General features: G+C 43.9%; 21 protein-coding genes, 2 pseudogenes and 1 riboswitch. Of the genes and pseudogenes, 14 read left to right on the top strand and 9 right to left on the bottom strand.

Annotated features, from left to right (window positions below):
* Positions 1-14 precede the first annotated feature (14 nt).
* The 11 genes from B4W65_RS17755 to B4W65_RS15875 all read left to right on the top strand — a co-directional run bounded on the left by B4W65_RS17755 (position 15) and on the right by B4W65_RS15875 (position 14,103).
* Positions 15-251, top strand: a complete 237-nt coding sequence (locus B4W65_RS17755) for a hypothetical protein (RefSeq protein WP_205741308.1) — start codon at positions 15-17, stop codon at positions 249-251.
* A 69-nt stretch (positions 252-320) separates the two neighbouring features.
* On the top strand, positions 321-881 hold the full coding sequence (locus B4W65_RS15920) for a PAS domain-containing protein (protein WP_088656165.1): 561 nt from the start codon (positions 321-323) through the stop codon (positions 879-881).
* Between the two features lie 214 nt (positions 882-1,095).
* Positions 1,096-3,378, top strand: coding sequence for a TonB-dependent receptor (locus B4W65_RS15915; RefSeq protein WP_088656164.1), 2,283 nt, complete (start codon positions 1,096-1,098; stop codon positions 3,376-3,378).
* A gap of 67 nt (positions 3,379-3,445) precedes the next feature.
* A complete protein-coding gene (locus B4W65_RS15910) occupies positions 3,446-4,804 on the top strand; it encodes an HmuY family protein (protein WP_088656163.1) in 1,359 nt (452 codons plus the stop codon).
* 183 nt (positions 4,805-4,987) lie between these two features.
* Complete coding sequence (locus tag B4W65_RS15905; protein WP_205741307.1) at positions 4,988-9,049, top strand: cobaltochelatase subunit CobN; 4,062 nt, start codon at positions 4,988-4,990, stop codon at positions 9,047-9,049.
* Positions 9,050-9,055: 6 nt separating this feature from the next.
* Positions 9,056-9,712 carry a hypothetical protein gene (locus B4W65_RS15900; RefSeq protein WP_088656161.1) on the top strand — a complete coding sequence of 219 codons (657 nt, stop codon included), beginning with the start codon at positions 9,056-9,058 and terminating at the stop codon, positions 9,710-9,712.
* Positions 9,700-10,323: a MotA/TolQ/ExbB proton channel family protein gene (locus B4W65_RS15895; RefSeq protein WP_088656160.1), complete on the top strand. Its 624-nt coding sequence runs from the start codon at positions 9,700-9,702 to the stop codon at positions 10,321-10,323. Before B4W65_RS15900 ends, B4W65_RS15895 begins: the two co-directional genes overlap by 13 nt.
* On the top strand, positions 10,320-10,643 hold the full coding sequence (locus tag B4W65_RS15890) for a DUF2149 domain-containing protein (protein ID WP_088656159.1): 324 nt from the start codon (positions 10,320-10,322) through the stop codon (positions 10,641-10,643). The genes B4W65_RS15895 and B4W65_RS15890 overlap by 4 nt, the downstream gene beginning before the upstream one ends.
* Positions 10,644-10,784: 141 nt before the next feature.
* Positions 10,785-11,004, top strand: a riboswitch (cobalamin riboswitch).
* A gap of 110 nt (positions 11,005-11,114) precedes the next feature.
* Positions 11,115-11,684: a DUF6580 family putative transport protein gene (locus B4W65_RS15885; RefSeq protein ID WP_088656158.1), complete on the top strand. Its 570-nt coding sequence runs from the start codon at positions 11,115-11,117 to the stop codon at positions 11,682-11,684.
* Between the two features lies 1 nt (position 11,685).
* On the top strand, positions 11,686-11,898 hold the full coding sequence (locus tag B4W65_RS17750; RefSeq protein WP_088656157.1) for a cysteine-rich CWC family protein: 213 nt from the start codon (positions 11,686-11,688) through the stop codon (positions 11,896-11,898).
* 210 nt (positions 11,899-12,108) lie between these two features.
* Complete coding sequence (locus tag B4W65_RS15875; protein WP_088656156.1) at positions 12,109-14,103, top strand: TonB-dependent receptor; 1,995 nt, start codon at positions 12,109-12,111, stop codon at positions 14,101-14,103.
* Here the strand turns inward: B4W65_RS15875 and B4W65_RS17745 are convergent.
* The 7 genes and pseudogenes from B4W65_RS17745 to B4W65_RS15840 form a co-directional block, all read right to left on the bottom strand.
* Positions 14,054-14,215: a hypothetical protein gene (locus B4W65_RS17745; protein WP_205741306.1), complete on the bottom strand. Its 162-nt coding sequence runs from the start codon at positions 14,213-14,215 to the stop codon at positions 14,054-14,056. The two genes, B4W65_RS15875 and B4W65_RS17745, sit on opposite strands and share 50 nt — an antisense overlap.
* A gap of 90 nt (positions 14,216-14,305) precedes the next feature.
* Positions 14,306-15,061: pseudogene (gene istB / locus B4W65_RS15865) on the bottom strand (IS21-like element helper ATPase IstB).
* A 10-nt stretch (positions 15,062-15,071) separates the two neighbouring features.
* Positions 15,072-16,598: an IS21 family transposase gene (istA, locus tag B4W65_RS15860; RefSeq protein WP_158522875.1), complete on the bottom strand. Its 1,527-nt coding sequence runs from the start codon at positions 16,596-16,598 to the stop codon at positions 15,072-15,074.
* Positions 16,599-16,924: 326 nt separating this feature from the next.
* Positions 16,925-18,712 (bottom strand): carbohydrate-binding domain-containing protein, encoded by a 1,788-nt coding sequence (locus B4W65_RS15855; protein WP_088656154.1) that lies wholly within the window; start codon positions 18,710-18,712, stop codon positions 16,925-16,927.
* A gap of 11 nt (positions 18,713-18,723) precedes the next feature.
* Positions 18,724-19,413, bottom strand: a complete 690-nt coding sequence (locus B4W65_RS15850) for a DUF2490 domain-containing protein (RefSeq protein ID WP_088656153.1) — start codon at positions 19,411-19,413, stop codon at positions 18,724-18,726.
* Positions 19,400-20,074, bottom strand: coding sequence for a DUF4956 domain-containing protein (locus tag B4W65_RS15845; RefSeq protein WP_088656152.1), 675 nt, complete (start codon positions 20,072-20,074; stop codon positions 19,400-19,402). Before B4W65_RS15845 ends, B4W65_RS15850 begins: the two co-directional genes overlap by 14 nt.
* Positions 20,052-20,897, bottom strand: coding sequence for a polyphosphate polymerase domain-containing protein (locus B4W65_RS15840; RefSeq protein WP_088656151.1), 846 nt, complete (start codon positions 20,895-20,897; stop codon positions 20,052-20,054). Before B4W65_RS15840 ends, B4W65_RS15845 begins: the two co-directional genes overlap by 23 nt.
* Before the next feature lie 160 nt (positions 20,898-21,057).
* Here B4W65_RS15840 and B4W65_RS15835 point away from each other — a divergent pair, with 160 nt between their 5' ends.
* From B4W65_RS15835 to B4W65_RS17740, 3 genes are all read left to right on the top strand, one after another.
* Positions 21,058-22,155: a sensor histidine kinase gene (locus B4W65_RS15835; protein ID WP_088656150.1), complete on the top strand. Its 1,098-nt coding sequence runs from the start codon at positions 21,058-21,060 to the stop codon at positions 22,153-22,155.
* Complete coding sequence (locus tag B4W65_RS15830) at positions 22,152-22,847, top strand: LytR/AlgR family response regulator transcription factor (RefSeq protein WP_158522874.1); 696 nt, start codon at positions 22,152-22,154, stop codon at positions 22,845-22,847. Before B4W65_RS15835 ends, B4W65_RS15830 begins: the two co-directional genes overlap by 4 nt.
* Before the next feature lie 169 nt (positions 22,848-23,016).
* Positions 23,017-23,355, top strand: coding sequence for a DUF6686 family protein (locus B4W65_RS17740; protein ID WP_088656148.1), 339 nt, complete (start codon positions 23,017-23,019; stop codon positions 23,353-23,355).
* Positions 23,356-23,741: 386 nt separating this feature from the next.
* Here B4W65_RS17740 and hxpB read toward each other — a convergent pair.
* A pseudogene (gene hxpB / locus B4W65_RS15820) lies at positions 23,742-24,359 on the bottom strand (hexitol phosphatase HxpB).
* Positions 24,360-24,747: 388 nt separating this feature from the next.
* On the bottom strand, positions 24,748-25,968 hold the full coding sequence (locus B4W65_RS15805) for a DUF6051 family protein (RefSeq protein WP_088656144.1): 1,221 nt from the start codon (positions 25,966-25,968) through the stop codon (positions 24,748-24,750).
* Positions 25,969-26,006: the final 38 nt, after the last annotated feature.

The raw sequence follows: 26,006 nt of genomic DNA, 5'->3' as shown, positions 1-26,006 counted from the left end.
TGGACAGAGTTTAAATTACACCCTCCAGTCAGCTGGAAATCATTCAACAGGCCTCCATCCGACAAAAGTACATTGACCAATCGCAAAGTCTGAATTTGAATATTCCATCAGGTTTTCCTGTAAAAGAAGTGAATAAACTAATGATTGAAGCATGGAAATTGGGCATTAAAACCCTTTATTACCAGCGCAGCCAGAGCGTTTCCAAAGAGTTTATTACCAATGTAGTGAATTGCAGCAGTTGCGAGGCTTAGTCCCAAGTGTCTCATTGCTGTTTTACACCCTGCCCTGTTCTTAATATCTTTCAATTGAAGCTGTTTTTTATGAGCAAAAACCTTTTTAACATGATGTGTCTGGATATTTATCTTTTAGGACTTAGCAGTAATGAATATCAAAAGATAAAAGACCAAATAGTACCACCAAGCGTAAATCCGCCCTTGTTGAGCTGGGATTTTTTTTATCCGTCGTATCAAATGCGCTTAAGAAAAGCCACAATAAATTCAGATATTATGACCTTAGAAACATGGACCGCAAAATACAACTGGCCAATTAATTTAGCAGGAACACTAAAGGAGAACCCTTGGGAGGCCTTGGTTTTGACAGACGACAGCGGCAAAATCCTATGGGTTAATAACGGCTTCTTTGAGATGACGGGTTATTCCAAAGCAGAAGCTATCGGTAAAACACCCGTCTTTTTGCAAGGCAAAAAGACTTCCAACACCAAAAAAGAGCGAATAAGAGCACATATAAAAAGCAGAAAACCTGTTAAAGAAGTACTCATCAATTACAGAATGGATGGAACTACCTACCATTGCGAGTTGAACATTTTCCCCTTATTTGGGAAAAGCGCAACTCATTTTCTAGCTTTGGAAAGAGTTGTATAACAAGCGCCAGTATATAGGGAATCCCTAATCTTTGTACCACTACATATAGGGATTACAACTACCGACAATACCATATAACACTCATTACAAACCATTTTAACCAAAACCATTTTTAGGGATGCCCAAAAAGTGCAGATGAGAAAATGCAAACTTTGAGGGATTGTAGGCAAACGGGATAGGCCCTTACTTTGCTTTAGAATAATTCTAAATAAGCATGAAACCTACTTCCACATTCCTCGTTTTGCTTTTTGTTACCGCCTTACAAGCTTTTGCAGCCAGCCACCCGGCCCCTCCTAAAGAAACCACGGTAAAAGGCAGAATATTAACAGCTGACGGACAACCAGCTGAATACATTCAAGTTTTTCTTCAGGATACGCGTTTTGGCAGCCAAACCAACACCGCAGGAGAATATCAGTTCAATGCGCCTCCGGGAACTTACAAACTTGTTGTTCAATCCATCGTTAGCCACCGCATAGAAAAAGATATTGAAATCCCTGATTTAAACAGCTTCGAATTAGAGGATCTGTCTGTAATCGAAAATGCCCGCCAATTGGGCGAGGTGGTTGTTACGGGTCAGTTTACGCCCCAGTCGTTGCAAAACTCCGTTTACAGGGTGCGGACCATTAACAGGGAACGAATTAGCCAATCTGGCGCCACACAATTAAAAGGTTTGCTGGAAACAGAACTTGGTATTCGCTTTAGTAATGACCTGGCAACGGGAGAATCGGACATACAGCTCATGGGCATGTCGGGTCAAAACGTGAAGGTATTGCTGAACGGAATTCCAATAATTGACCGGGGCAGCAATCGCCAGAGTCTGAGTCAGATTGACCTGAATACCATTGAACGTGTTGAGATTGTGGAGGGCCCTATGTCCGTTCAATACGGAACCGATGCTTTAGCCGGCGTCATCAATCTTATAAGCAAAAAGGGCAACCTTTCAGGAAACCCACTGACGGTCAGTGCCCGAATTGTGGAGGAAAGCGTTGGCAACGAATACCGATTTGGCGATGGAGAAGGGACTCATAATCAACATCTGGGATTAACTTACAGGCACCAGTCGGGGTGGTTTGCCGAAACCAACGCCACTCGCAACAATTTTGGCGGATGGGCAGGCGAAAACACCGGTAGAGCCAAAGAATGGAAAGCCCGTGACCAGTTAATGGGTCAGGTTGGCACAGGCTATCGAACCGACAAAGGGGAGGTTTGGTACCGGCTTAGTATTTTGGATGAAACGATATATGGTCCGGGAAATGTCAACGAGTTGACAGGCATAGCGACCGACAAGGATTTCTTAACGGTTCGTATGACGCATCAATTGCAAGGGCGATGGAACCTCAATAATAACATATGGTTAAGCGCCATGGGTTCCCTTCAGGATTATGAGCGGAAAACGCAAACCACTAATTACAACACCCTCACCGGCGATCGCCGGCTTTCACTGGCACAAAGCGATCAGGATGTTTCCACCTTCGACAATCTGTTTGGGCGTATCACTGCTACCAATCGTTTCTCTGACAAAATCAGCAATCAGCTAGGAGTGGAAGCCCGGACAGATAAGGGTTCGGGAGACAGGATTCAGGGCAATCCTTCCATTTCTGATTATTCTTTATTTGTCGCTGCCGAATGGACGCCGGTGAAACAGCTACAGATACGCCCCGGCTTGCGCTTCAGCAAGAACTCGGTATATGATGCCCCTCCTGTTATTCCTTCTCTTAACACAAAAATAGTCTTAGGCCAACGCAGCGATTTACGCTTAAGCTATGCGAAAGGCTTTCGTGCACCTGCATTACGAGAATTGTACTTCTGGTTTTTTAATGCCAACCATGCCATTAAAGGAAATACAGACTTAAAGGCAGAGCATTCCAACAGCTATTCCGGATCGCTTACCTTCAGACCCGTTCACGCGCAAAACACGAGGCTGAACATTACCTTATCAGGATTTTACAACCACTTTAAAGATCTGATTACAACAGCCGTTGATGTCAACGAGCCGGATGTGTACACCTATGTTAATATTGACGCTCACAAAACCACGGGAGGATCATTAGAGGCCACCCTTGCCCTGACTAGCCTAAATATAGGTGTCGGCTATTCGCAAGTCGGCCGTTACAACAGATATACCGACGAAAGTGACACCCCGGATTTCGATTGGTCGCCAGAGCTTAATGCTAACCTGACCTTTCGTATGGAAGCTGTTAAAGCCACTCTGGGGATGGTATATAAATACACCGGCCGCAGACCATTTCATGAGCTGACAACCATCGAGGGGCAAACAGTTATCAACAAGGCCTACATAGATGAGTTTCACCATGCCGATATAACTGCCACCAAAGTACTGACCAGCTTTCTGAATTGGCAGTTTGGCGTTAAGAATTTATTTGATGTTACCTCAATTCGCAACACATCCATGCTGAGCGGTGGTCACAGCTCTTCAGGTCCAATGCCCTTGGGCTTTGGCCGGTCCTGGTTTACCGGACTCTACTTCAACTTTTAACTATGTGCTTATTTAAAGGGAATAAAACTCCCAATCATTTACATATAAACAATTTAAACTTAGAAATATGCAATTCAGAAATCTTAACTTTGCTTTAATCGTAATGGCCATTTCATTACTGGCTTGTGAAAAAGACACCCCGGCACTGCCAGACAATACCATAGCCTTTGAGGCTGCCGAAATGGGATTTGATAGTGATGAAAACGCTAAAACCTTGGTTATTCAGTTTTCTCGTGCAGCCGAAGCTTCAGGAGAAATCATAATAAATGTTGCTTCTGAGGGAATTGACGAGGAGGCTGTTAACTGTACGCCTGCTGTGCAAAACGGTAAGATTACTGTTGATGTCACCGTTGGGCAAACATCCGCAGAAATTACTGTTACAAAGATGGACGGTGTTTTTCTTTCGGGTGACGAGTGGATGACCTTCACCATTGAAACCACCCCGACTGCTTTGGTCATTGGAGACCACCAAGAATTAAAGCTTCAGTTTTCGTCAATAGTGTCGGCAGGTGCAACAATGACCCTGCAGGGCGGCGAAGGAGGTTCGGCAGCTGCCAACAGTGTTTTTGTTGATTTCAGCAATAACCAACAAACCTCAGTAATGCGCCAGTCCTGGAACCTGGGTTTTTACTGCGGAGATGAGTTTGCGGTTATATTAAACAACACAACCGGCAGTACTGCTTTGGAAGTGGATTTTGCTGTTGACAAGGAAGTAAGTAATGCCGATGCCGAATCTTACGCCACCGCTCTGGCACTTACCCGTAGCGCAGCCGATTATAACATCGTGGATGACTGGTCGGGTGATTTAAGTAAAACCATCGTTAAAGAAGGTAAAGTATATGTGGTTAACCTGGGTGATGCCCAAACGCCCCTTTATAAAGTAAAAGTTAGCCAAAAGGATAACAACACTTACACATTGCAGTATGCAAAAATAACCGAAAGTGCTGTTACCAGTGTAGATCTTGGTAAAGAGACAGACCACCACTTTATTTACTTCTCCTTTACCGAAGGAAAAACGGTGACTGTTGCGCCACAAAAAGCCAAATGGGATATTATGTGGTCTAGAACTTTATACCAAACCGGGGCAGTTGGCGCAACCCTTCCATATATATTCTCTGATCTGGTATTTATCAACATACGCGATGGCGTTGAGGTAACAGAGGTTATTTCTGATGACAGTGAGATAAGCAAAACCCTGTTTGAGAGTTTAACGCTTGCCAATGCCCAAAGCCTGACGTACAGCAGTCAGATAGATGTGATTGGCAGTAATTGGCGTAACGGTGGAGGTCCAAATACAGACCCGTCTGTCAAAAACGACCGATTCTATGTGGTTAAGGATCCTGCCGGGAACTATTACAAGCTTCAATTTCTGAGCATTAACGAACCACGCGGTTATCCGCAAATCAAGTATGTTTTGATTGAATAGGAGCGAGACTTCTCTTGACCCAACCCTTCCCTTTCTTTCCCTTTCCTGCGTTGTCTGGCCACAATAAACTTGTGGTCAGACTTTCGTAGTATAGGCACTGATGATACAATAAACAAAAACACTAAAGTTACAATGCAAATAAATAAAAAAACAATAGCCTTGACAGGGGGGATAATTATTCTAATGATCGCCCTGCTACTGTTTTACCAAAAAACCGCTGCGCCAACCAGGGTGGCCTTGTTAAACTTCCCCAACTTTCAGGCTACCAGCATTGCCAAATCAAGTGACGACAAATTTCTATCTGTAAAAAACTATAGCGAAGAGGAAATCAGCCAGCTTAAGACATCCGACTTTGTGCTGGTTTTTGCCATGGGACTTAAAATCACTGCCGAAGAACATGAACAGCTTCAAAAACTGGCCGATAGAGGCATTCCTTTTTACAGTGTTTCGGTAACCAATCCGGCCAATAACATCACCAATATCGACAGTGTGCACATTAAGGCGCTGAGCCAATATCTCGGAAACAGAAATAAATCCAATTTTAAAAATATGCTGCGGTACATTCGCAGCGAAATAGACCACAAACGCTTTTTCGCCCCTCCTGCCGGCGAATTTCTGCTGATCCCGAACGATGTGTATTATCATCTGGATGAGAACCGCCATTTTGAAACGCTGGAAGCCTATGAATCTTACCTGCAAAGCATCAATAGCCATAAACCAGACGCGCCCAAAATAGCCGTATTGGGAAGCATCGGCGACCCCTATGCCGGAAATCGCCAACACATCGACAGTCTTATTACGGCCCTCGAAAATTCGGGATTGAATGTCTATCCCATTCTGGCCCACACCAAACGGCTCGAAATGATTAAGGAGATTAACCCCGATGCAGTCATTTACATGCCACACGGACGATTGGCCATGGGCGGGGCCGATGCAGCCGTTGAATGGCTCAAGGCACGCAACATCCCTCTGTTTACGCCCACCACCATACTAACAACGGAGGAAGAGTGGCTCAACAATCCCATGGGAATGATGGGCGGCTTTTTGTCGCAAAGTGTGGTAATGCCCGAACTCGATGGCGCCATATACCCCTATACGCTCATTGCCCAATACATTGACGACGAAGGCTTTCACCTGTTTAAAACAATACCTGACAGACTGTACACTTTTGTAAGTATTGTGAATAACTTCCTGGAGTTGAAGAAGATAGAGAACAGAGACAAAAAACTGGCCATCGTATATTTTAAAGGAGCTGGACAGTCATCGCTGGTGGCTTCGGGCATGGAGGTCGTTCCATCCTTATTCAATTTTCTGAAAAAGCTAAAAAGTGAAGGGTATAAGCTGGACGGGCTGCCTAGTGACCTTAACACTTTCGAAAAGATGGTAATGCAGCAAGGCGCTACCTTTGGGGACTATGCCCGGGGTGCCATCCATGACTTCTTTGAAAACGGCCAACCTGAACTGGTCTCCGCCGACCAACTACGCTCCTGGATGGGGCAATCACTTCCCCCGGAATTGATAGCTCAGCTCGAAGACAGCTACGGCGCTGTGCCCGGCAAAAAAATGACCACCGAACAAAATGAGGAAGCCCACATCGCGGTAGCCCGTTTGCAATTTGGCAATGTGGTACTCATGCCCCAACCTGCAGCAGCGGGCGGTGGCGGAGATGGCTACGATGACCATTTTAAAATGGTGCATGGTAGCGATAATCCCCCTCCCTATCCCTATGTGACTGCCTATTTGTGGGCGCAGCATGGATTTAAAGCCGATGCGCTGATGCACTTCGGAACTCACGGAAGTCTTGAATTTACACCAAAAAAACAGGTCTGCCTTTCGTCGTACGACTGGCCCGACAGACTTGTCGGCAGTCTGCCCCACTTCTATCTCTATACCATTTCCAATGTGGGCGAGGCCATTATTGCCAAACGAAGGAGTTATGCCACCCTGGTTTCCCACATTACCCCGCCGTTTATGGAAAGCAATTTGCGCGAACAGTTCCGCACGCTTAACGAGCAAATCAAAATCTTCTACAACCGCGAAGGAGGAGCGCAGACCCAGGCTTCTCTGGATGTTAAAAAGCTGTCCGTCAGCCTGGGCATTCACCGGGATTTGGGGCTCGACAGTGTTTTATCTGTCCCATATACCTTAAGGGATATTGAACGCATAGAAAACTTTGCGGATGAGCTTGCCAACGAAAAAGTCATCGGACAGTTTTATACTTTGGGCGAAGCCTACAACCCGGAGCGCATCCGCTCATCGGTTCTGGCCATGAGTACCGACCCCCTGGCCTACAGCCTTGCAACGCTTGACCGTTTGCGCAATAAGGTGACTGCCGAGCAACTGCAAAACCGTAATTTCTTCTCGCGCACCTATCTTGAACCTGCTAATATGTTTGTCGAACAGGTGTTAGATGGCAAAATAAGGCCCAACGACCTGTCCATTGCAGCGCTATCGGGACTGGGCAAAGATGATCTGGATGCAGTACGGGAAAAAACTAAGCCAGCGCCAGCCAGACGCGGAGGAAATCCGGGACGGGCTGCTGCCGAAAGCGGAGAAGAAGCACATACTCCTGACCCAGATGAGAAAAACCTTCTGCAGGCCGTGGAGACAATCATCCATACAGTAGAAAACATAAAAAAATACAGGACCTTCCTGCTCACATCACCGTCCGGTGAACTAGATGCATTGCTTAACGCGTTAAACGGAGGTTATGTGGCGCCTTCACCCGGTGGTGATGCCGTTGCCAATCCCAACACCCTCCCCACAGGTCGTAACCTGTTCAGCATAAACGCAGAAGCAACGCCATCCGAAAGCGCTTGGGATAAAGGGGTATTTCTGGCGCAAAACACACTGGAGACTTACATGGAGCGCAACGGGGCATTGCCACGCAAGGTTAGCTATACTTTCTGGAGCAGCGAATTTATAGAAACCGAAGGTGCCACCATTGCGCAGGCGTTGTATATGCTGGGGGTTGCTCCGGTGTGGGATGCCTTTGGACGAGTAGGTGATTTGCGCTTAATACCATCCGTCGAACTTGGTCGTCCCAGAATCGATGTGGTCGTGCAGACTTCAGGTCAGTTCCGCGATTTGGCTGCCTCGCGCTTAACACTGCTGAACCGCGCCGTTGAAATGGCCGCCAATGCATCAGAGGATGAATTCCATAACAACGTGGCTGATGGAACGGTGGAAACGGAAAGATTATTGGTGGAAAAAGGTGCTACACCACGTGCTGCCAGGGAGATGTCGCTCTACCGCGTGTTTGGTGGTGTGAATGGCAGCTATGGCACCGGCATTATGGGGCTGGTGGAGAGCGGCGACCGCTGGGAGGATGAAGCGCAGGTTGCAGAAACATACCTGCACAACATGAGCGCCATCTACGGCAACGACCATGAATGGGGCGAATTTCGTGAAGGACTGCTCGAAGCCGTTCTCCACAACGCCGACCTGGTAGTGCAACCACGTCAGAATAACACATGGGGCCCAATCAGTCTGGACCATGTTTATGAATTCATGGGCGGATTAAATCTGGCCATTCGTCACGTTACCGGTAAAGACCCGGATGCTTATTTCAGCGATTACCGCAACAGGCACAACCCGCGTATGCAGGAGGTAAAAGAAGCCATTGGAGTTGAGTCACGTACTTCTATTTTTAATCCGGCCTACATCAGTGAACAGATGAAAGGCGGTGCCTCATCGGCAGGGAATTTTGCTCAAATTATCAACAACATTTACGGATGGAATGTGATGAAGCCCCAGGCCATTGACAACGAAACGTGGGACAAAATTCACTCGGTATATGTTAATGATGCATACCAACTCAACCTACATGCCTTTTTTGAAACTACCAGTCCGGCTGCTTTGCAGGAAATTACTGCCATAATGATGGAAACAGCCCGCAAAGGTTATTGGGAGGCCACCGAACAACAACTATCATCACTGGCCGAATTGCATTCAGAACTAATCAAAAAATACAACCCTGCCTGTAGCGGTTTCGTGTGCGACAATGCCAAACTGCGACAGTTTATCGCCGGGAACCTGGATGCAGCCAAAGCCCCGGCCTACAATCAGAAAATGAGCAAGGTACGGGATGAAAACGCACAGACTGACGGAACAGTGATGAGTCGCGAACAAGTGTCCCAGTCGGCCGATACCGAAAAATCCCCGCTTAGTGGATTGGCTGTCATGGCAATGGCCATTATACTGTTACTGGGACTGGCACTTTGGCTTCGTAAACGCAGAAAATAGTTAACAATGGAACATCTTATCCATTTGGTAATGGGATTGCTGCTACTGCTGTCTGTTCTCCGCCACAGTTTCAGTCATTTTGTTACCAACCTGGTCATCGCAACGCTATCGGCACTCTCGCTGATAGCGATGCAGCCGGTTTTGCTCAACCTTCCCAAGAGCCAAGTGAACGCCCTGCTGCAAGGCTATGAAGCCATGACCAACATGGCCTTGTTGGTTAGTGTTGAGCTCATCCTTTTTATGGCCTGGTGCTTTTCAGCATTTAAAAAAATCAGATATGCCAAATTTCTGAAAACATTTCCAGGCTTTATGATCTTTCCGGTAATGTGGTATTTGCAGGCGCAATCCTTCTATTATTTTGCAGGAGTCAAATTTGAGCTGCTCACCTACGGTATGGCCCTCATGGCTTTCGTTGTTATGGCTTTGGCTCCGCGAATGGTCAAATGGATGATCCCTGAGCATGAACTGCGAAGAGAATTGATCTTCATCACCGCATTGCTGACGCTTTTCCTGGCAGCCATTGCTCCTGCACAGGACTCGCCCTTATTTCGCCATCCTCAAACCACAGATTGGCATAGTTTGCTAGCCTTTTTGATCATGGCCCTAGTGCTGGGAAGCATCGGATTTTTACTTAAAAAACGCAACATAAAATGGAAACAATAACCAATACGCTATACTGGATTTCAACAGGTCTGCTTGTGCCTGTTGTTATAAGCCTTTTACTACTCTTTGCCCGCGCCTTGATTTTAAGTGGGAGTTTTTTCGGTCATTACACCCAAAAAGTAAAGACCGATGCTGTCGTTGATAAAAGCATCAAACTGGTCAATATCCACAACCTGTCTTTAATTACCGGCAATCTGCCCGAAAAGGACAAATCATTGTTGGTTGCCTACATCCGTAAAATAACAGAAAACAAAAGCAACCAACACCAATTGCAACGCCTGTTGGCCCGTTTTGAAATAGATGCAGATAAGGATTTGGCTACTTCCAAAACCCTGACTAAACTGGGGCCCATTCTTGGCCTCATGGGAACGCTTATACCAATGGGGCCTGCCTTGGTAGGACTGGCCACAGGGGATATTGCTTCAATGGCCAATAATATGCAGGTGGCTTTTGCCACCACGGTTATAGGATTGCTTACCGGAGCCATTGGTTTCATAACTCTGCAGGTAAAGCAACGTTGGTATCTCCAGGATTTTACCAATCTGGAGTATCTGGTTCAATTAATGACTCAGGCAATTAATGAAGAAAATAAAGCGTCCTTGAAATCATGAGAAAACACCTGCTTAAACAAAGTGACGACAACGACCCCATAAGTGTAGTGGCTAACCTGTTTGACGTGGCAATGGTCTTTGCGGTAGCCCTAATGGTAGCCTTGGTAGCCCGTTATCAAATGACCGAAATATTCACGACCGACGACTTTACCATGGTTAAAAACCCGGGGAAGGAAAACATGGAAATCATCACACGGGAAGGCACCACCATCAACCGCTATACCCCAAGTGAAGACCCAAACACTACCGGCACCCGTGGCAAGCGTGTGGGCGTAGCTTATGAGCTGGAAGGCGGTGAAATCATTTATGTGCCGGAGTAATTGACTGACCATAATAAAACCGATTTAATTACGATACATTCTTCACATGCCCACGAATAAAGGCCACAGAGTTTAACCAAAAACAATTAACAGAGGACCTTAAAATTCACATAAAAAGCCGATTTAAAACTTAAATAGAACTATCTTTGCTTAGTCATTGGTTTTCAATTTCGGCACATTGCCGAATAGAAATTAAAAGGGAATGCCGTGAAAACCGGCAACAGTTCCCGCTGCTGTGAGTCTCTGGTTGCCTGAGCAACCATGTGGCTTCTGAAATAAAACCACTGTCCGCCCTCATGCGGATGGGAAGGATTCAGAAGCCGGGATAAGTCAGAAGACCTGCCTTTGATACATCGATTTTGCAGCCTGCGGTGAACGGGTTAGCTGGTCAAATGATGCGTATCAGGCACTTTCATTTATACCATCGTTAGCTGCAAAATCATCAATTGATTTAACTTAAAAGCAGCAACGATGGAAAAATCGAAAATCAATCTTCATTTTGGCGTTTTATCGCTTATTATTTTACTGGCAGCTTTCAGCAGGCTTATACCACATCCGCCGAACTTTACTCCTGTAAGTGCTATGGCTTTATTTGGAGCAGCTTACTTTTCGAAGAAACATCTGGCACTCCTATTGCCAATAGTTGCGATGTGGCTCAGCGATCTGGTTCTCAACAATGTGGTTTATGCTCGGTATTTTAATGGATTCACCTTCTTCTACCAGGGCTTTTACTGGACTTACTCAGCATTTATAATTATAGGGATGCTGGGGTTCTTCCTACTAAAAAAAGTAAGCGCATTTCGACTCATTCTGGCAAGCATCTCCGCCTCCATCCTTTTTTTCCTGGTTTCAAACTTCGGTGTTTGGGCTTCCGGGTTTATGTACCCGCTCACATGGAATGGTCTGCTTGCCTGCTATACAGCAGCACTTCCGTTTTTTCAGAATACATTGACCGGAGATCTGGTCTATAGTGGTGTACTGTTTGGTTCATTTGAACTGGCCCGCCACAAATTTCCGGTATTGCAGATAAACCGGATGTAGGATGAAAAAAAAGTGTCCAAGATGCTCGAAAACATTTAATTGCAGAAGCGACAACCTATTTGAATGCGGATGCATGCATGTCATATTATCCGCGGATGATTACAGATATATAAGCAAGCATTTCGACGATTGTTTATGCCCGGTATGTTTAACACAAATAAAAACGGAACGGCAGTGTTCGCCAAAACTCCCTGCCGCTCCGCCACTGAAATAACACAACTATTAACCGAATTAACAATTGCATTATGACACAAATTTACTTACATCAACAGAAGTATCCTAACGGTTACAACCATTCTCTTACAAACAGGATGGTTTAAGCCGGCTGTTAAAATCTTTCCATTGTTTTTTTTGAAACGAACAGCGGGTTCTCCCGCTAAAACGGGACAGGCCATACGACCACCCAAAGGTCAATTATTTGTGTATGAAAACAAGCAAAATTTTATCCATCCTATATATTTCAACAGCAGCCTTCCTGTCCCTGTGTTCGAAATCGCTTAACGCGCAAAGCCAGCTGGACAGCATGCAGTATATTAAAGAAGTGGTAATCAGCGCCCGTTTATACAAAGAAATCATAGCTGCCCAAAAACTGGAAGGTGCTGAATTGGAGCAACTCAACAGTTTTTCAGTAGCAGACGCCATTCGCTATTTTTCTGGTGTGCAAATCAAAGACTGCGGTGGCGTTGGCGGCATCAAAACCGTTAATATACGTAGCATGGGAACCAATCACATGGGCGTATTTTACAACGGTATACAACTGGGTAATGCTCAGAACGGGCAGGTAGATTTGGGGAGATTCTCCCTGGACAATATTGAAGAGATATCACTTTACAACGGTCAAAAGAGTGAAATATTTCAGTCAGCCAAAGAATTTGGTTCAGCTAGGAGTATCTACCTGACTACCCGTAAACCCAGATTTGAAGAAGGGAAAGACACCAATTTCAAAGCCGGTATAAGGGCCGGCTCCTTCGACTTGCTCAATCCTTCCATTCTGTATGAGAACAAAATCAGTAACAACCTCAATACATCTTTCAATGCCGAATGGATAAATGCCAGTGGCAAATACAAATTCCGTTACCGGCGGGTAACGCCTTCGGGTGATTTGGCCTATGACACCACAGCCGTGCGTCAGAATGGCGACATAGACGCCGTGCGGGTGGAAGGGAGTCTGAACGGATACTTGCCTTCAGGAAAATGGACCGTGCATGTATATCACTACGTTTCGGAACGCGGCGTGCCCGGAGCCATTGTCAACAACGTATGGCGACGCGGAGAGCGTTTATGGGACAGGAATTCCTTTATACAAACTGCTTTTCAAAAAGACCTGACCCCGAAACTCAGTTCACGGGTAAACATGAAGTATGCGGCCGATTTCACCCACTACATCAACAACGACGATAAACTTATAAATGTAGATAACATCTACAAACAAAAAGAACTTTACCTGTCGTGGGTCAATAAATATGCCATTCTCCGCACGTGGGATGTATCAATGGCCTACGACCTGCAATGGAATAACTTGTCGGAGTTTGCATCCGTAACGCGTACCACGCACTGGTTGTCAGCAGCCACCGCCGTTACCATTGCTGACCGATTGAAACTACAGGCAAGTTATTTGGGAACCTACGTGTACGAAGAAGCGCGTGAGCGCGATTCTGCACCCACAAAGCAAGTGGGCACGCCAGCACTTTTTCTCTCCTGGCAACCGTTTAGCAATCAGGGATTGGTGATGCGTGCATTCTGCAAAAAGTCCTTTCGCATGCCCACCTTCAACGACCTGTATTATACCGATATGGGTAATGCTTATCTGCGCCCCGAGTACGCCAACCAATACAATTTGGGCTTTGTGTACGAGTATGCGAATCAGGAGCAGCGCTTAAAAAACTTCAACTTTAGCATAGATGGCTACTACAACTATGTGAAAGACAAAATAATTGCCTATCCCAAAGGTCAACAATTCAGATGGACAATGCTGAATCTGGGAGAGGTGGACATCCGTGGCTTGGATGCATCAGTAATGGGAACTTTTGATTTACCCGCTGGATTGGGATTAACAACAAAGCTCCAGTACACCTATCAGGAAGCCATTGATATTACCAATCCTGCTGACACCTACTACCGTCATCAAATCCCTTACATTCCATGGCACAGCGGTTCGTACACCAACGTGCTGACCTGGAAGTCGTGGTCGGCCAACTATAGCTATATATACGTGGGGGAACGTTACAATCAACAGGAAAACATACGCTACAACCACACTCAGCCATGGTACACAAGCGATATGACGTTGGCTAAGGCAACAAAGACAAAAAGTGCACTGATGAAATTTTCGTTGGAAATAAATAACCTTTTTAGTCAGGATTATGATGTTATTTCACACAACGCGAGCCATAACTTTGCACCCAGCCATATTGAGTAAAAGCAAAGCCCTTTAAGCGTTCTCCGAAGTATTCGACCATGTCATTGCGTTCAAACTCGCTGTTTATTTCAACCCAAAAGGGTACCAGTATTTCATTCCAAAAGTATACCATTCTAACTTAATTAAAAAGGTCAACAGTACCCTGTTCCAGGGGTACCCCTGGAACAGGGTACTGTTGAGGCGTCGATTTTCGCGATTCTCTTCATTTTTCGCTCATCATCTTTTTGGTTTCTTTCAAACGGTAGGAGTCTCCCTCCATATTCACTAAGTAGGCCCGATGGGTTATTCTGTCTACTAAGGCGGCTGTTAATACGGGATCTCCGAAAATCTCCTGCCAACGGTCAAAACCTAAATTGGTGGTAATGATGGTTGATTTCCTCCCGGCTCTGAGCGAGAGATGGTTAAATAACAACTCGGCCCCATTTTTATCAAATGAGACATATCCAAACTCATCACATATTACCAGATCGTACTTCTCGAACTTAGCTTCCAGCCTCTGCAATGTGTGGTTTGAGTGGGATTCTCGAAGTTGGGTCAACAGGCCGTGGACGCTTGTAAACAACACTTTATAACCCTGCAGGCAGGCCTTGATGCCTAAGCCTATGGCCAAATGTGTTTTTCCTGTACCCGGATTGCCGGCCAGCACCACGTTCTGACCGGACTTAATAAACTCCAATCACTCAAGAACAGGAAGTTTCTCTTGGCCTCCGGCTGGCAATTCTGCTCGATCAAGGCTTGTTAGGTACATCCTTGCAGGGAACCGGGCATTTCTGATTTGGGCTTTTTTGCGATTTTCAAGTCGGTGGTCATATTCGCGCTCCATTAGTTTGAGTAAAAACTCTTCATAATCCAGCTTTTGCACCGCAGATTCTCGTGCAAGTTCTTTAAAATCACGCCTAAAAACGGGCAGTCTGAGCTCTTTGCTGTATTTGACTATATCTTGGTTGATGGTTTCCATTTTGACCTGTTTAATTCATTAATTTAGTAATGTCCAATAGTTGCTGCTTTGCCTTTTGGCTAATGTTGTCATCGCTGTTTATGGGGCGGAGTTCTGCTTGATTCCCCAACAGGGCGCGCAGCTTTTCAACGCTAAGGTATCCATATTGAACATCGAGCAGGCGGCGCATGCATTCATCGAGCTTTTCTTCACTGACCTTTTGCTCACGGCAGTAAAAAAGAAGATCGATAAACGCACGTGGTTCCCCGCTAAAATGGTCCATGTAAAGGGCTTTTAGATACATGTTGCTGGCCAGGGCCTGGCTCCCTGGTAAGGCGCCTGGTTTCTTTTTAAAGGTGGCCAGATAATGCTCTATCTCTATGACAAACTCATGCTTCAGGCAGCTCCTTTTATGTGTAGCAACGAGCTTGTTTTGATGATAAATATCCAACTGATTGCTCTGGATCTTCACATCAACAAAGTGCCCTACTAGATGATCTGGAACTGAGTACCGGTTGGTGCCAAAAGATACGGTTGCATATTTGTCTGCCCGCAACTGTTCTTGTTCGCTGCAAATAAGTGGGGCTGAGGGCAGACTCAACAAATGCGCCTTTTCAATTAAGAGCATCTCATTGGCTGTTTTTCCGCTACCGGTTTGCTTTTGATTGTTGAGTTTATTGAGCGTTGCACATAAGTGAGCCTGAGCATCTTTTATGTCTGTAAAGTCATCCCGTAATGCAAAGGCTTTGCGGCGAACGTGGTCTACACTTCGTTCTACATGACCTTTTTCGTTGCCGCGGTAGGCGTTACAAAAGCGGTGCTGGAACTGATAATGACCGCGCAGCTCAAGGAGTGCGCGGGTGGGCTCTTTTTCATGCGGACCGACAAACTTGGCTACCGCTACACGCATATTATCGTAGACCATCTCTGCGTGAACCCCGCCTATTTGTTCAAAGAACCGAACATGAGACTCCATGAACGACAGGGTGTCTTGACGACTATAAATGTAGGCATAACGGTAATTGCCATACGCGCTGGTAAAAACCGCCAACTGAAGGCGTGTTAACTTGCCCGATAGCTTTAACTTTATTTCGCCCCAGTCAAATTCACATACGGCTCCAGGTTCATAGACTTGGCGGATAAATGCTTCCTTAGGTGTTGGTTTTTGCTCCTGGCTTCGGATGTAATTACAAACACTGGTGTAGCCAACATCAAAACCTTGCTTTTGAAGCTCCTCTAAGATGTCGCGCTTCTTCAGCAGCTGCTTGCGCAGGCCTTGTTGAAGCTTAAGCTTATTCAGGGCTAAAAGGCCATCTATGGCTTCCTGGACTTCTGAAGTCAACTTGACTTTGGGTCGCAATCCAGAAGTATACTGTGGTGACTTGGATAGGTACTCGGCATGTGCTGTTTCTTTGTCTTCACTGGCACTCAGAGCCCTCTCATAATCAGCAATGTACTTCTTTACTGTTTCTCGGCTTACATGGAGTTCTTTGGCGATTTGACGCTGACTTTTCCCTTGCCGATAACACTTGATAATGATTTCTTGTTTCGTATACATACTTATCATGTTTTGTAGAACGCGGAAATCACGTTCTTAGTAATAAGTGGTATACTTTTCGATTGAAATGTGGACTACTTCTTAGTTAATACTTACATAAAGGTTAAAATAGGAAGACCACATTGGTCATTATAAACAAACCAACCTCAGCTCTATTTCTACCAGTTCTTTAAATCATCAAATCAAAGAATAGGGTGGATTTTTAAAATGCGCTTCAACGAAACCCAAACATCTATCGTTTCCAAGCTGGGTAAATAGAAAAGAGACTGCCACTTATTGGACAGTCTCTTAAGAATAAAAGGATCACAATGAAACAATCTGGATTCTTACCGAACATTAGTGACCATGCTGTTAATGGTCCATTCCTTATAAAGCGTTCCCTGAGTATAAGACCCTTCCGTATACAATCCCCTAAAATAACGACCACTATAGCTGCCGCCTTTATAGAGCATATAACTTTCACCAACAGCCAGTTCCGGAGAGGAAATAACAAGATGTTGCATGTTTTTTAGGGGTGCAAAAGTTAACACACCAGCGCCTTCTTTCGTAGCTAAGTGTACTAGGGTACCCGCTGAAACAGTTCCAGAAAAGGCGATACTAATAACAGGCTGTGAAGAGGCAGTCCCTGGTGCCTGGGCCATGTTTGAACTTCCCGCCGCAATTAGCAATCCCCCGGAAATAGTGAACTTTTGATCATAGTCCAGTGCCCCGTCCCCATTAGAAGTGGGGCCATTAACAATGACAGTACCGCCTGTCATCTCAATGGAACCATTGGCATCCAAGCCATCACCTGAGGCATTAACAGCAATAGTTCCACCATTAATATACAAATAACAATTGCTACTGGTTGAGCCACCACCAAATCCTCCGCCTCCGGGACGCTGCATACCCGAACCATCGTTGCCACCGGCTACATTTATGCCGTCGTCGCTGGCTACCAAATCAATAAAACCATCATTAATGGTAATAATAGCACTTTCCAGGCCTTCATAAGATTTTGTAATAGTGATCTCCCCTCCGTTGATTCCCAATGCAGCATCGGCATGCACCCCGTCATCACCCGAGGCAATAAGAAAAGTTCCATTGTTGATAGCAATGGTCCCATTGCTGTGAATAGCATCATCTGCCGTATTCAAATCAAAATGTCCGTCATCAATAACAATGGCTTCTCCTGCCTTAAGCCCTTTCATGGAGGTACCAGAATTATAACCGAAGCTGCTGCCACCACCGCTAAGCACAGTAAAGCTTCCACCTGCAATTATCAAATCAGATTCAGCCTGTAGGGCATCACCTCCGGCTGTTATGGAAAAAGTCCCGGACTCTATAAAAATATAACCACACCCTTCATCCGTATCGTTATCTGATTTAAAACCATCATCCTTACTATTCACAACAATACTGCTTTGCCGAACAATCAAATAATCCTTACCCCTGATACCATCGTCAGCGGCATTAACAACGATATTGGCATTGGTAATCACCAACCCGTCTTTACAACCAATTGCGTCGTTGTAGTTACCTGTTACAGTCAGCAGTCCGCCTCCTGTGATCGTGACATCTTCTTTACTGAATAAAGTGGCGTTGGGCTCATTATCACCGGCATTGTCGAAAACATAGGACGAGCCGTCAGTAAGCTTATTACTTGTGCCGTCTGTCACAAAAAGGATCGTCTTTAAACAATTCTTAATAAACAATGGCGCACTATTGCTACTGGTCAGCTCCGCATTGTTAAAAATAATCTGAACAAGATGACTCTTTCCTGCATCAACAATAATCTGACCATCCGTTAAGTTTCCACTCAATTGATAAGTTCCGGCACTGGTTATTGTTGCTGTAGTGCCAGAAACTTCAACTTTGGAACTGATACTTTCAATAGAATTCCCCAAAAGCAAGATTTCTATAATATCGGCCTCATTATAAACATAATCAGCAGATGCCTCGTGACCTTCACTTTTACCTGCCAGAGCATCGTCGGTGGTCTCTTCGCTACGGGATGCATCTACATCTGATTCCGTATTTGCCGCTTCATTCTGATCAAGAATGTTGTCTCTGCTGCAATTACTCACAATAATTGCCAAAAGACAAAGTACCAGAAAAAATATTTTAAACTTCATGTTCAATAACTTTAGAATTGATACTTAAATTTTGTGCCAAACACATGGGCTTGAACCGCCTTATCATCATCATCATCATCATGGTCCAACAGATAAAAGACATCAAGTCCAGCCTTTTTGGTAAGTTTAAAAACTACGCCAGTGCTCCACCGATAATCCTCAAGGCTGTTTCCATCTGGATTATTAAGCGGATGGCGCAATGAGAATTCTGTATAAGGCCTCAATCTCAATGACTTAACATTGCATGCGATGCTCAATTGAGACTTCAGCGCATTGCGCGGACTGTATTTAACACTTTCCCTATCCGCATCCCGGTAGGTAGATTGGAATTTCTCACGTAACGAGAACTTAAAACCGGCTAACTTAACACTGTATTTGGCATGGATAAAGTAACGATGCCGACTGGCAAAACAATCATCATCGCTTTTGTATTGATACAACCAACTATACCCTACCCCTGCCTTAAAATTCTTAAAAAAAGCATAATCGCTTTGCAGAGAAGTCCCCCACCGGTCTGTGGTCCCACTTCTCAAAAAGTACCGGTATTCCTGCTCAAGTTCCACCGACATTTTTGCTCCCAACTCCTTTTCCAGCTCCACCGAGCCCCACCAGGCAGGACTGCTGCTTTGTGCCAAAAGACCACTAAAAGCTGGAACAAGGAAAAGCAAACACAGCCACCTGTTTATACTAAACATCATCATCGGAGAGATTAAAGGAGTTATTTACAGGATTAAGATGCTTGCTACTGTAAAAAACATGCAGCATTGCGGTGTCCTTTAAAAAGTTAATACGGCCAATCTCGATACGTTCAATTGGAATACCCGTTCGCTCTACCAGATCATCCATCAATTCATGATAGCGCTCCGGTTTAATCAGCTCAATATTTTCATAGACAATTTCTTTCTGCGCCACATGTTTCAACACCCGGTTGCTCTCCATAACCCAGGTAACAACTACAAAGACCAAATTAATAACCAACAATTCCGGATAGCTGACGTGCTTAGCCAAAGCATTAATGACCGATACGCCGATGATCATAAAAAGATAGGTCATTTCCCGAATGGGCAAAGCATCGGTTCGGTATCGCAGAATACCGAAAATGGCAAATAGCCCCAAGGCAAAACCTACCTGAATTTTTACCGTGTCCAGTAAAAACAAAAGCATGAAAATGGTACTGCTGGTCAAAACAAAAGAAAAGAAGTAATCCCGTCTTTGGGTTCTGGGATAATAAAAAAAACGAATAATACCAGTAGTGACCAACAGATTGACCAACAAACGCATCAAAAGTAGAACTAAACTGTCTGTACTAAAATCCCAAAGATTTACCGGTTCCAGAATTTTATCCAAAAATAGTGCTGTCATAAAATTGTTTCTTTAGTTGACGAAGTTTCGCTTTATAATTATTGTATTTAATATCGGTCTTCAGCAAGTTCATTCCCAAACAGTACTTACTGAGACCCGACGATTTGACCCGCAGATGTCGTAAGTGAAGAGTCATGGGAGAAACAGCGCTTCGATCCTGTTTTATCTCTATGATAGCAGGTAAGCCGTAACTTAATACCTCATCACTTTGAAAGTCGTAGAATTCGAGTCCCGTGTCGATGGTTATCCTTTCATCCATCCGCTTAGACGCCAACGTAATGCGCTGAAAACGATTCCCTAAAAAGGGTTTGATATTTTGAACGATGGCAGCATCCATATAAAGTCCAATAAAATCGCGATCCATAGGCTCCAACCAGTTATTGGGAATAACCGGAATTCGATGTTTTATGGTACGTCCCTTGTTGGTTTTACTTTTAATTTCGAGGAAACTGGTTTTGGTATCCAGATAATTACGGATGCGCACTTTATGCCTATTAAGGTGACCGTTCACATGTTGGCGATAAAACGTCTGCGCGGGAGTATCATAATAAGTGGTGCTATAGGTAGCGGACCATTTGCCTTTTATGAGTTGCATAAAGTAATGCGGACTCATTGCGCCCAAAATCTCTGGCAGCATGGAAGCCGGCACAACATATTTTTTATCCACCCTGTTCATGAGTCGAATGGCTGCCATCTCCTCCAGCCTAATGGCTGAAAATTGATTAAACACGTCCTTCGGCAGCACCACCTGCCCAGGTGGTGCACACCTTGTAAGTTCATCCCTTGGATGAACACCTTTATCAACAATGAATTCATGAAACATTTTTTCCTGCGTGTTAACAAATGATTAAAATCTTATATTCGGTAAATTTAAGCCATTGCCAGACCCATTTCTTATTTTGGGTGTCAACGCCCATTTTGTATTCGTTAACTGTAACTCGTGTTTGAATGGATTCATTTAAATTTGCCCCAAAACAAATACAATGAGTAGCGTAAAGGTTAACATATTGGTTCACGCCTTAATTTGGAGTGCTTTCTTGGTTTTTTTGTTACTGTTTATTCCGTTTTATGATATCCAGTTGCTACACAAACCCCTATTGTTTTTTGGGATGTTTCTGTTTCTGGTGGCCTATTACTACTTCAATTCCCTATTTTTGGTACCACGATTGGTCGGGCAGAAAAAGGTAGTTGAATTCATAGTACTAACCTTACTGCTTCTCGCGCTTTACCTCTACTTATCTGACCTTTCAGGATGGATGCACATGCCTGATAAAACAAGCGTTGAACGAATATTACCCGGAAGAGTTCCGCCTCCCCCTTTTAAACCTGAACGCTTGCCCGGACAGGAGGTCAGGCCACCCCATAACCCTGAATTTTTCCCGTTTAAATTATCGACGGGTACGGTACTTTCCTTTTTACTGGTGTTCATGGTTAGTTCGGGAACGCGCATTATTGGTCAGTGGTTAGAAAGTGAACGCTTAAAAAACAAAGCAGAACAGGAAAAATCAGAGGCTGAGCTATCCGCACTTAAATCGCAGATTAACCCTCATTTTTTATTCAACACCCTCAATAACATCTACCACATGTCTCTGGAACAATCCAAAGAGACACCAGAAACCATTCTTAAGCTAGCAAATTTAATGCGGTTCGTCCTCACTGAAACCCAACAAAATCAAATCCCTCTGGCTAAAGAGATTGAAGTTATCAATCAATACCTCTTCTTACAAAAACTACGACTAACGAATAAAACACAAGTCATTTTTAGCACAGCAGGTGATATGACTACCAGGCATATCTCTCCGCTTTTACTATTGCCCTTTGTTGAGAATGCTTTCAAATATGGTGTTGGGGCACACACCGCGACAATCATTGATCTCGCTTTAAAGGCAGACAAAGCGGGCCTTGTCTTTTTAGTAAAAAACAGCATTCTGGCTGACCATAGCCATCTGGAATCGACCCACACCGGCCTTCAAAATGTGCGACGGCGATTACAGCTCATTTATCCCAACCAGCACAAACTGGAAATAATCAAACAAGAAAATTGGTTTAAGGTATTGCTAACTATAAAATGGGATCAATGATAAGATGCATAATTGTAGATGATGAACCACGGGCTGTCGATATTCTTCGCCAATATGCGGCACGGATTTCCTTTCTTGAGATAGAAGCTGCATGCACCGACCCAATAGAAGCAGCAGCCCTTATAAAAAGTCGAAAACCCGACCTGCTCTTTCTGGACATAGAAATGCCTGAGGTAAATGGCATACAATTGGCCCGCAGTGCAGGGCGCCCACCTCTGGTTATTTTCACAACAGCCTATAGTAAATATGCGGTAGAAGGTTTCAATTTAAATGCTGTGGACTACTTACTGAAACCCTTTGGCTTTGAACGATTCTACCAGGCCATATACCGGGCCAATGAAATAATAGAAGCACGCCATGACGTATCTGCATCCAACGGACCTGGCGATGCCTTTATTATAGTAAACGCCGAATACCAGAAAATACGCATACTGTTGGCGGATATACTATTTATTGAATCCATGGACAAATATGTACGCATCCACACATCTCTAAGAAAAATTATGACTTTGATGGCGCTCAAAAATCTTGAGAGGATGCTCCCTCTGGAGCATTTCGTTCGTATTCACAAATCCTTTATAGTGCCCATCAATCGAATTACCTCATTCAACAGACAACAGATAATGCTCAATGAGATCTCACTCCCTGTAGGACGTGCCTATGTAGACGACCTCACCAAAAGACTCCAATAGCCTCAAACGGGAACAAACAAAGGGAAATTAAGCCAGCAGCAAAAAGATCTCTGCAAACAGCCAAAAACAAAGAAACCCTGCACCATAAACTTACAAAACCCTTATTAATAGTGATTGCACGACTTGCAACAGTTAGCTTTCTTTGCATAGCACCGACAAAATCCCATACATGAAACTTGTCAGCAAAACAGCCAACGGACAAATAGCCTATTGCCAATACGCAAATCTGTTTCACTTAGAGTTTGGCAATTTGCTTATAACGCTGAATACAGAAGATCTCCAGAGATTCTACCAGTACATTCAATCCATCGATGAGGTATTTTTTGTCAACCACAACAAGGAAAGCTTCAACCATCGCAAATTGATTCTTCACTTGGGCACCGAAAGTGTTTATTTTGGCTTAACCTTGGCCGAGTTCCGGGAATTCAAAAGTCTACTAGAATTCAAACGACATCCATATATCATTAACAACAGTGAGGTCATAGATTTTGTATTACAGCTCAACTAAGCCCAATACTCCCCTGCCCCATTCTTTGGGGAATAGTTTTATAGAACAGTCAGCGCATATTGAAGCCATTCAAGTATTAAAAAATTAGACGGCACCCCAAATTAAGGTATCCCCACGGACAGCAAATGCCTGTCAAATTCGTCAAAGTGGTCGATCACAGGTATTGTTTCTGCCGTGAATGTATTCTTTCTCTTGTGCCAGAGTCAAGTTCAATTGATGACTTAGGAGATATTTATCCCAAGCCGTCTCCTGAAACTCCGAATCCCAAAACAATGTTCCGTTAAAATCAAAAATAACGCCTCCGTTTTTCATACTCCAAATCATTAATAATCACCAAAGGAAAGCCTGCCATCTATTAACAGACTCGGTCGTTCTATTACAAACACCTAACTAAACATGAGTTTATCAATATCACTGAATGTTCCCATTCTGTAATCTACAAGTCCTTCCTCAAAAACCTCAATATCATCATTCATTAAAATGGTTTTCATGCCAGCCTTTCTTGCTGCCATAATACCTGAAACAGAATCTTCGATGGCCAAGCACTGTTCAGGATTTACATTCATCTCCCCAGCGACAGATAAATAAACAGCGGGATGGGGCTTTCCTTCCAATTCATTTTCTGCGGAAGCCATAGCATCAAAACACCCCTCAATATTACACCGGCTCAAAACAGCAGGAATAAGGATGGATGGAGAATTTGTAGCCAAACCTAACTGATACCCTTTACTCTTAAGGTTTCTAACAAATTCCCCGACCCCGGCAATAGGTGTCCCCCACTCATTGATCAATTGTGCCACCCGATGTATTACCCTTTGCTCAATTTCCTAAAGAGTAATACCCTTCCAGGGATACTTTTTATACCAAAACCGGGTTACCTCACCTGTAGTCATGCAAGCAGTTTGTTGACACAACTCTTCAGATAATCGAACCCCAACAGAAGAAAAAACTTCCATTTCGGCTTTCTTCCAAAGATGCTCAGAATCTATAAGCACCCCATCCATATCAAATATCACAGACCGTATCATTTTTTTATTTCAATATCTACACTTGTTTGTCATCCATCCAAATCATTTCCTCAAACGATTCATAAACAAGTAAGCAATTAAAAAGATTTCAAGACCAAGCATGACCACCAAATACCATTCAAAAGTAAAAGAAAAAACAGAGCAGTTGGGCCATCTGCTTCTCCAAATAATGAATTAGATACAAATCCACTAAGGCTCAGAATTACCGAAACCGGGAAAAAATAGAAAAAGATCAACAAAGAATTAATCACCAACAAAAGCTTAATCACCTTTCTTTTCATCAAAATCATTTTAAGTAACGACCTCTATTTATTTAATCAATCTTCGAATCAAATCAGAACTTACTACAAATTGGCTCTGAAGATTATTCATTGTAAAAGTGGCATATACGGTCAAAAACCATAACCAAATCCCATTGAATCTTTTCTGCTAAACCATTATTAACCGGAAAAGGATTTTCATGCGTATAATCCCGATCAAAATCAATTTCTTCAACCCTAATATTTATATCTCTGTAGGCCCCCCTTAATGCATTAATAACCTCATAAGTAGGAATAACAGCATCCTTTTTAAGCGTCACCGCATAAATTTGGTTTTCGTACTTTTTCAGTAATTCCTCTCTGAAATTTCTCATCTTCTGGTAATCCAGCATTGAATGGAATACTTTTCCCTCAAGATGATCTTCCTGAATATAATGATTAATCAAAGGGTCTTTTTGCAGCACTTTATCAAAATGCTCAATTAAAAAAGAATACAAAGCAACATTAGCTTCACTGTCCAGAATAAATTTAGAAACCGGCGATAAGCGATTAAAAGTAGCCCCACTGCAAAACAAACAAACCTTAGTTCTGGAGAAATAATTTTTGTAATTGGCGAGTTTCAATATTTGAGCCAGAAAGCCACCAATAGAATACGCAAATATGTCATACTCGAAATCACTGGCAATAAAGGGATGCTTTCCATCTCTGCATTCTTCAATCAACTGAATAACATCGTAATAAGTCTGCAATCCCGACCAAATAAAACGCTGTGGCATAGAATGCAACCGCATACTAATCGCAACATTTGATAAGGTTGAATGCACAATATTTGGGTACCTTTCTTTTCTCCTCTCGCTCAGAAGGTACATTTCTCTCTTACTACTCCAATATTTTGGAGCACGTTGCATATGAAAAGCAATAGGGAATAAAATCACACTGCTTCCGGTACCCAAACAAATGGCATTGGCCCAGGGCAAGTATTTATCCCAGTCCTTTTCATTGAACCCATGAAAAAGAAACACGACTTTCCCTGATTTTTTGGACCCTCTGGGTTGAACTATCTGGTATTCAAATCTTCGATTCTCCTCAACAAAAATATCCCGAATATGAATATTGTCTTCGATAGTACCAACTTCTGTGTAAAAAGGCTGGTTGCATTTTAAGTCAACCTTGTGAGCCACACAGTGATAATTAACCTCCCCTGGAAGTGTTGAATAGGATAAAGACTCAAAGTTGTAAGCCTTCAATTCAGTTTCCCCTAACATATCTCCAAATATAAATAAAATACAAACAACGCTTACGGTACAATCCTCAATGGCTTCCACCGACACACATCTCGAGGGTGTAATTTAAACTCTGTCCA

Origin of the sequence: Geofilum rhodophaeum, from assembly GCF_002210225.1 — a bacterium.
Lineage (GTDB): Bacteria > Bacteroidota > Bacteroidia > Bacteroidales > Marinilabiliaceae > Geofilum > Geofilum rhodophaeum.
This window is presented reverse-complemented; position numbering and strand designations above follow the sequence as displayed.

What these genes read in the sequence shown, in the direction of transcription:
- B4W65_RS15920 (WP_088656165.1), top strand. Translation starts at nt 321, where the DNA reads ATGAGCAAAAACCTTTTTAACATGATGTGTCTGGATATTTATCTTTTA.
- B4W65_RS15915 (WP_088656164.1), top strand. Translation starts at nt 1,096, where the DNA reads ATGAAACCTACTTCCACATTCCTCGTTTTGCTTTTTGTTACCGCCTTA.
- B4W65_RS15910 (WP_088656163.1), top strand. Translation starts at nt 3,446, where the DNA reads ATGCAATTCAGAAATCTTAACTTTGCTTTAATCGTAATGGCCATTTCA.
- B4W65_RS15905 (WP_205741307.1), top strand. Translation starts at nt 4,988, where the DNA reads ATGATCGCCCTGCTACTGTTTTACCAAAAAACCGCTGCGCCAACCAGG.
- B4W65_RS15900 (WP_088656161.1), top strand. Translation starts at nt 9,056, where the DNA reads ATGGAACATCTTATCCATTTGGTAATGGGATTGCTGCTACTGCTGTCT.
- B4W65_RS15895 (WP_088656160.1), top strand. Translation starts at nt 9,700, where the DNA reads ATGGAAACAATAACCAATACGCTATACTGGATTTCAACAGGTCTGCTT.
- B4W65_RS15890 (WP_088656159.1), top strand. Translation starts at nt 10,320, where the DNA reads ATGAGAAAACACCTGCTTAAACAAAGTGACGACAACGACCCCATAAGT.
- B4W65_RS15885 (WP_088656158.1), top strand. Translation starts at nt 11,115, where the DNA reads ATGGAAAAATCGAAAATCAATCTTCATTTTGGCGTTTTATCGCTTATT.
- B4W65_RS17750 (WP_088656157.1), top strand. Translation starts at nt 11,686, where the DNA reads ATGAAAAAAAAGTGTCCAAGATGCTCGAAAACATTTAATTGCAGAAGC.
- B4W65_RS15875 (WP_088656156.1), top strand. Translation starts at nt 12,109, where the DNA reads ATGAAAACAAGCAAAATTTTATCCATCCTATATATTTCAACAGCAGCC.
- B4W65_RS17745 (WP_205741306.1), bottom strand. Translation starts at nt 14,215, where the DNA reads ATGGTATACTTTTGGAATGAAATACTGGTACCCTTTTGGGTTGAAATA.
- istA (WP_158522875.1), bottom strand. Translation starts at nt 16,598, where the DNA reads ATGTATACGAAACAAGAAATCATTATCAAGTGTTATCGGCAAGGGAAA.
- B4W65_RS15855 (WP_088656154.1), bottom strand. Translation starts at nt 18,712, where the DNA reads ATGAAGTTTAAAATATTTTTTCTGGTACTTTGTCTTTTGGCAATTATT.
- B4W65_RS15850 (WP_088656153.1), bottom strand. Translation starts at nt 19,413, where the DNA reads ATGATGATGTTTAGTATAAACAGGTGGCTGTGTTTGCTTTTCCTTGTT.
- B4W65_RS15845 (WP_088656152.1), bottom strand. Translation starts at nt 20,074, where the DNA reads ATGACAGCACTATTTTTGGATAAAATTCTGGAACCGGTAAATCTTTGG.
- B4W65_RS15840 (WP_088656151.1), bottom strand. Translation starts at nt 20,897, where the DNA reads ATGTTTCATGAATTCATTGTTGATAAAGGTGTTCATCCAAGGGATGAA.
- B4W65_RS15835 (WP_088656150.1), top strand. Translation starts at nt 21,058, where the DNA reads ATGAGTAGCGTAAAGGTTAACATATTGGTTCACGCCTTAATTTGGAGT.
- B4W65_RS15830 (WP_158522874.1), top strand. Translation starts at nt 22,152, where the DNA reads ATGATAAGATGCATAATTGTAGATGATGAACCACGGGCTGTCGATATT.
- B4W65_RS17740 (WP_088656148.1), top strand. Translation starts at nt 23,017, where the DNA reads ATGAAACTTGTCAGCAAAACAGCCAACGGACAAATAGCCTATTGCCAA.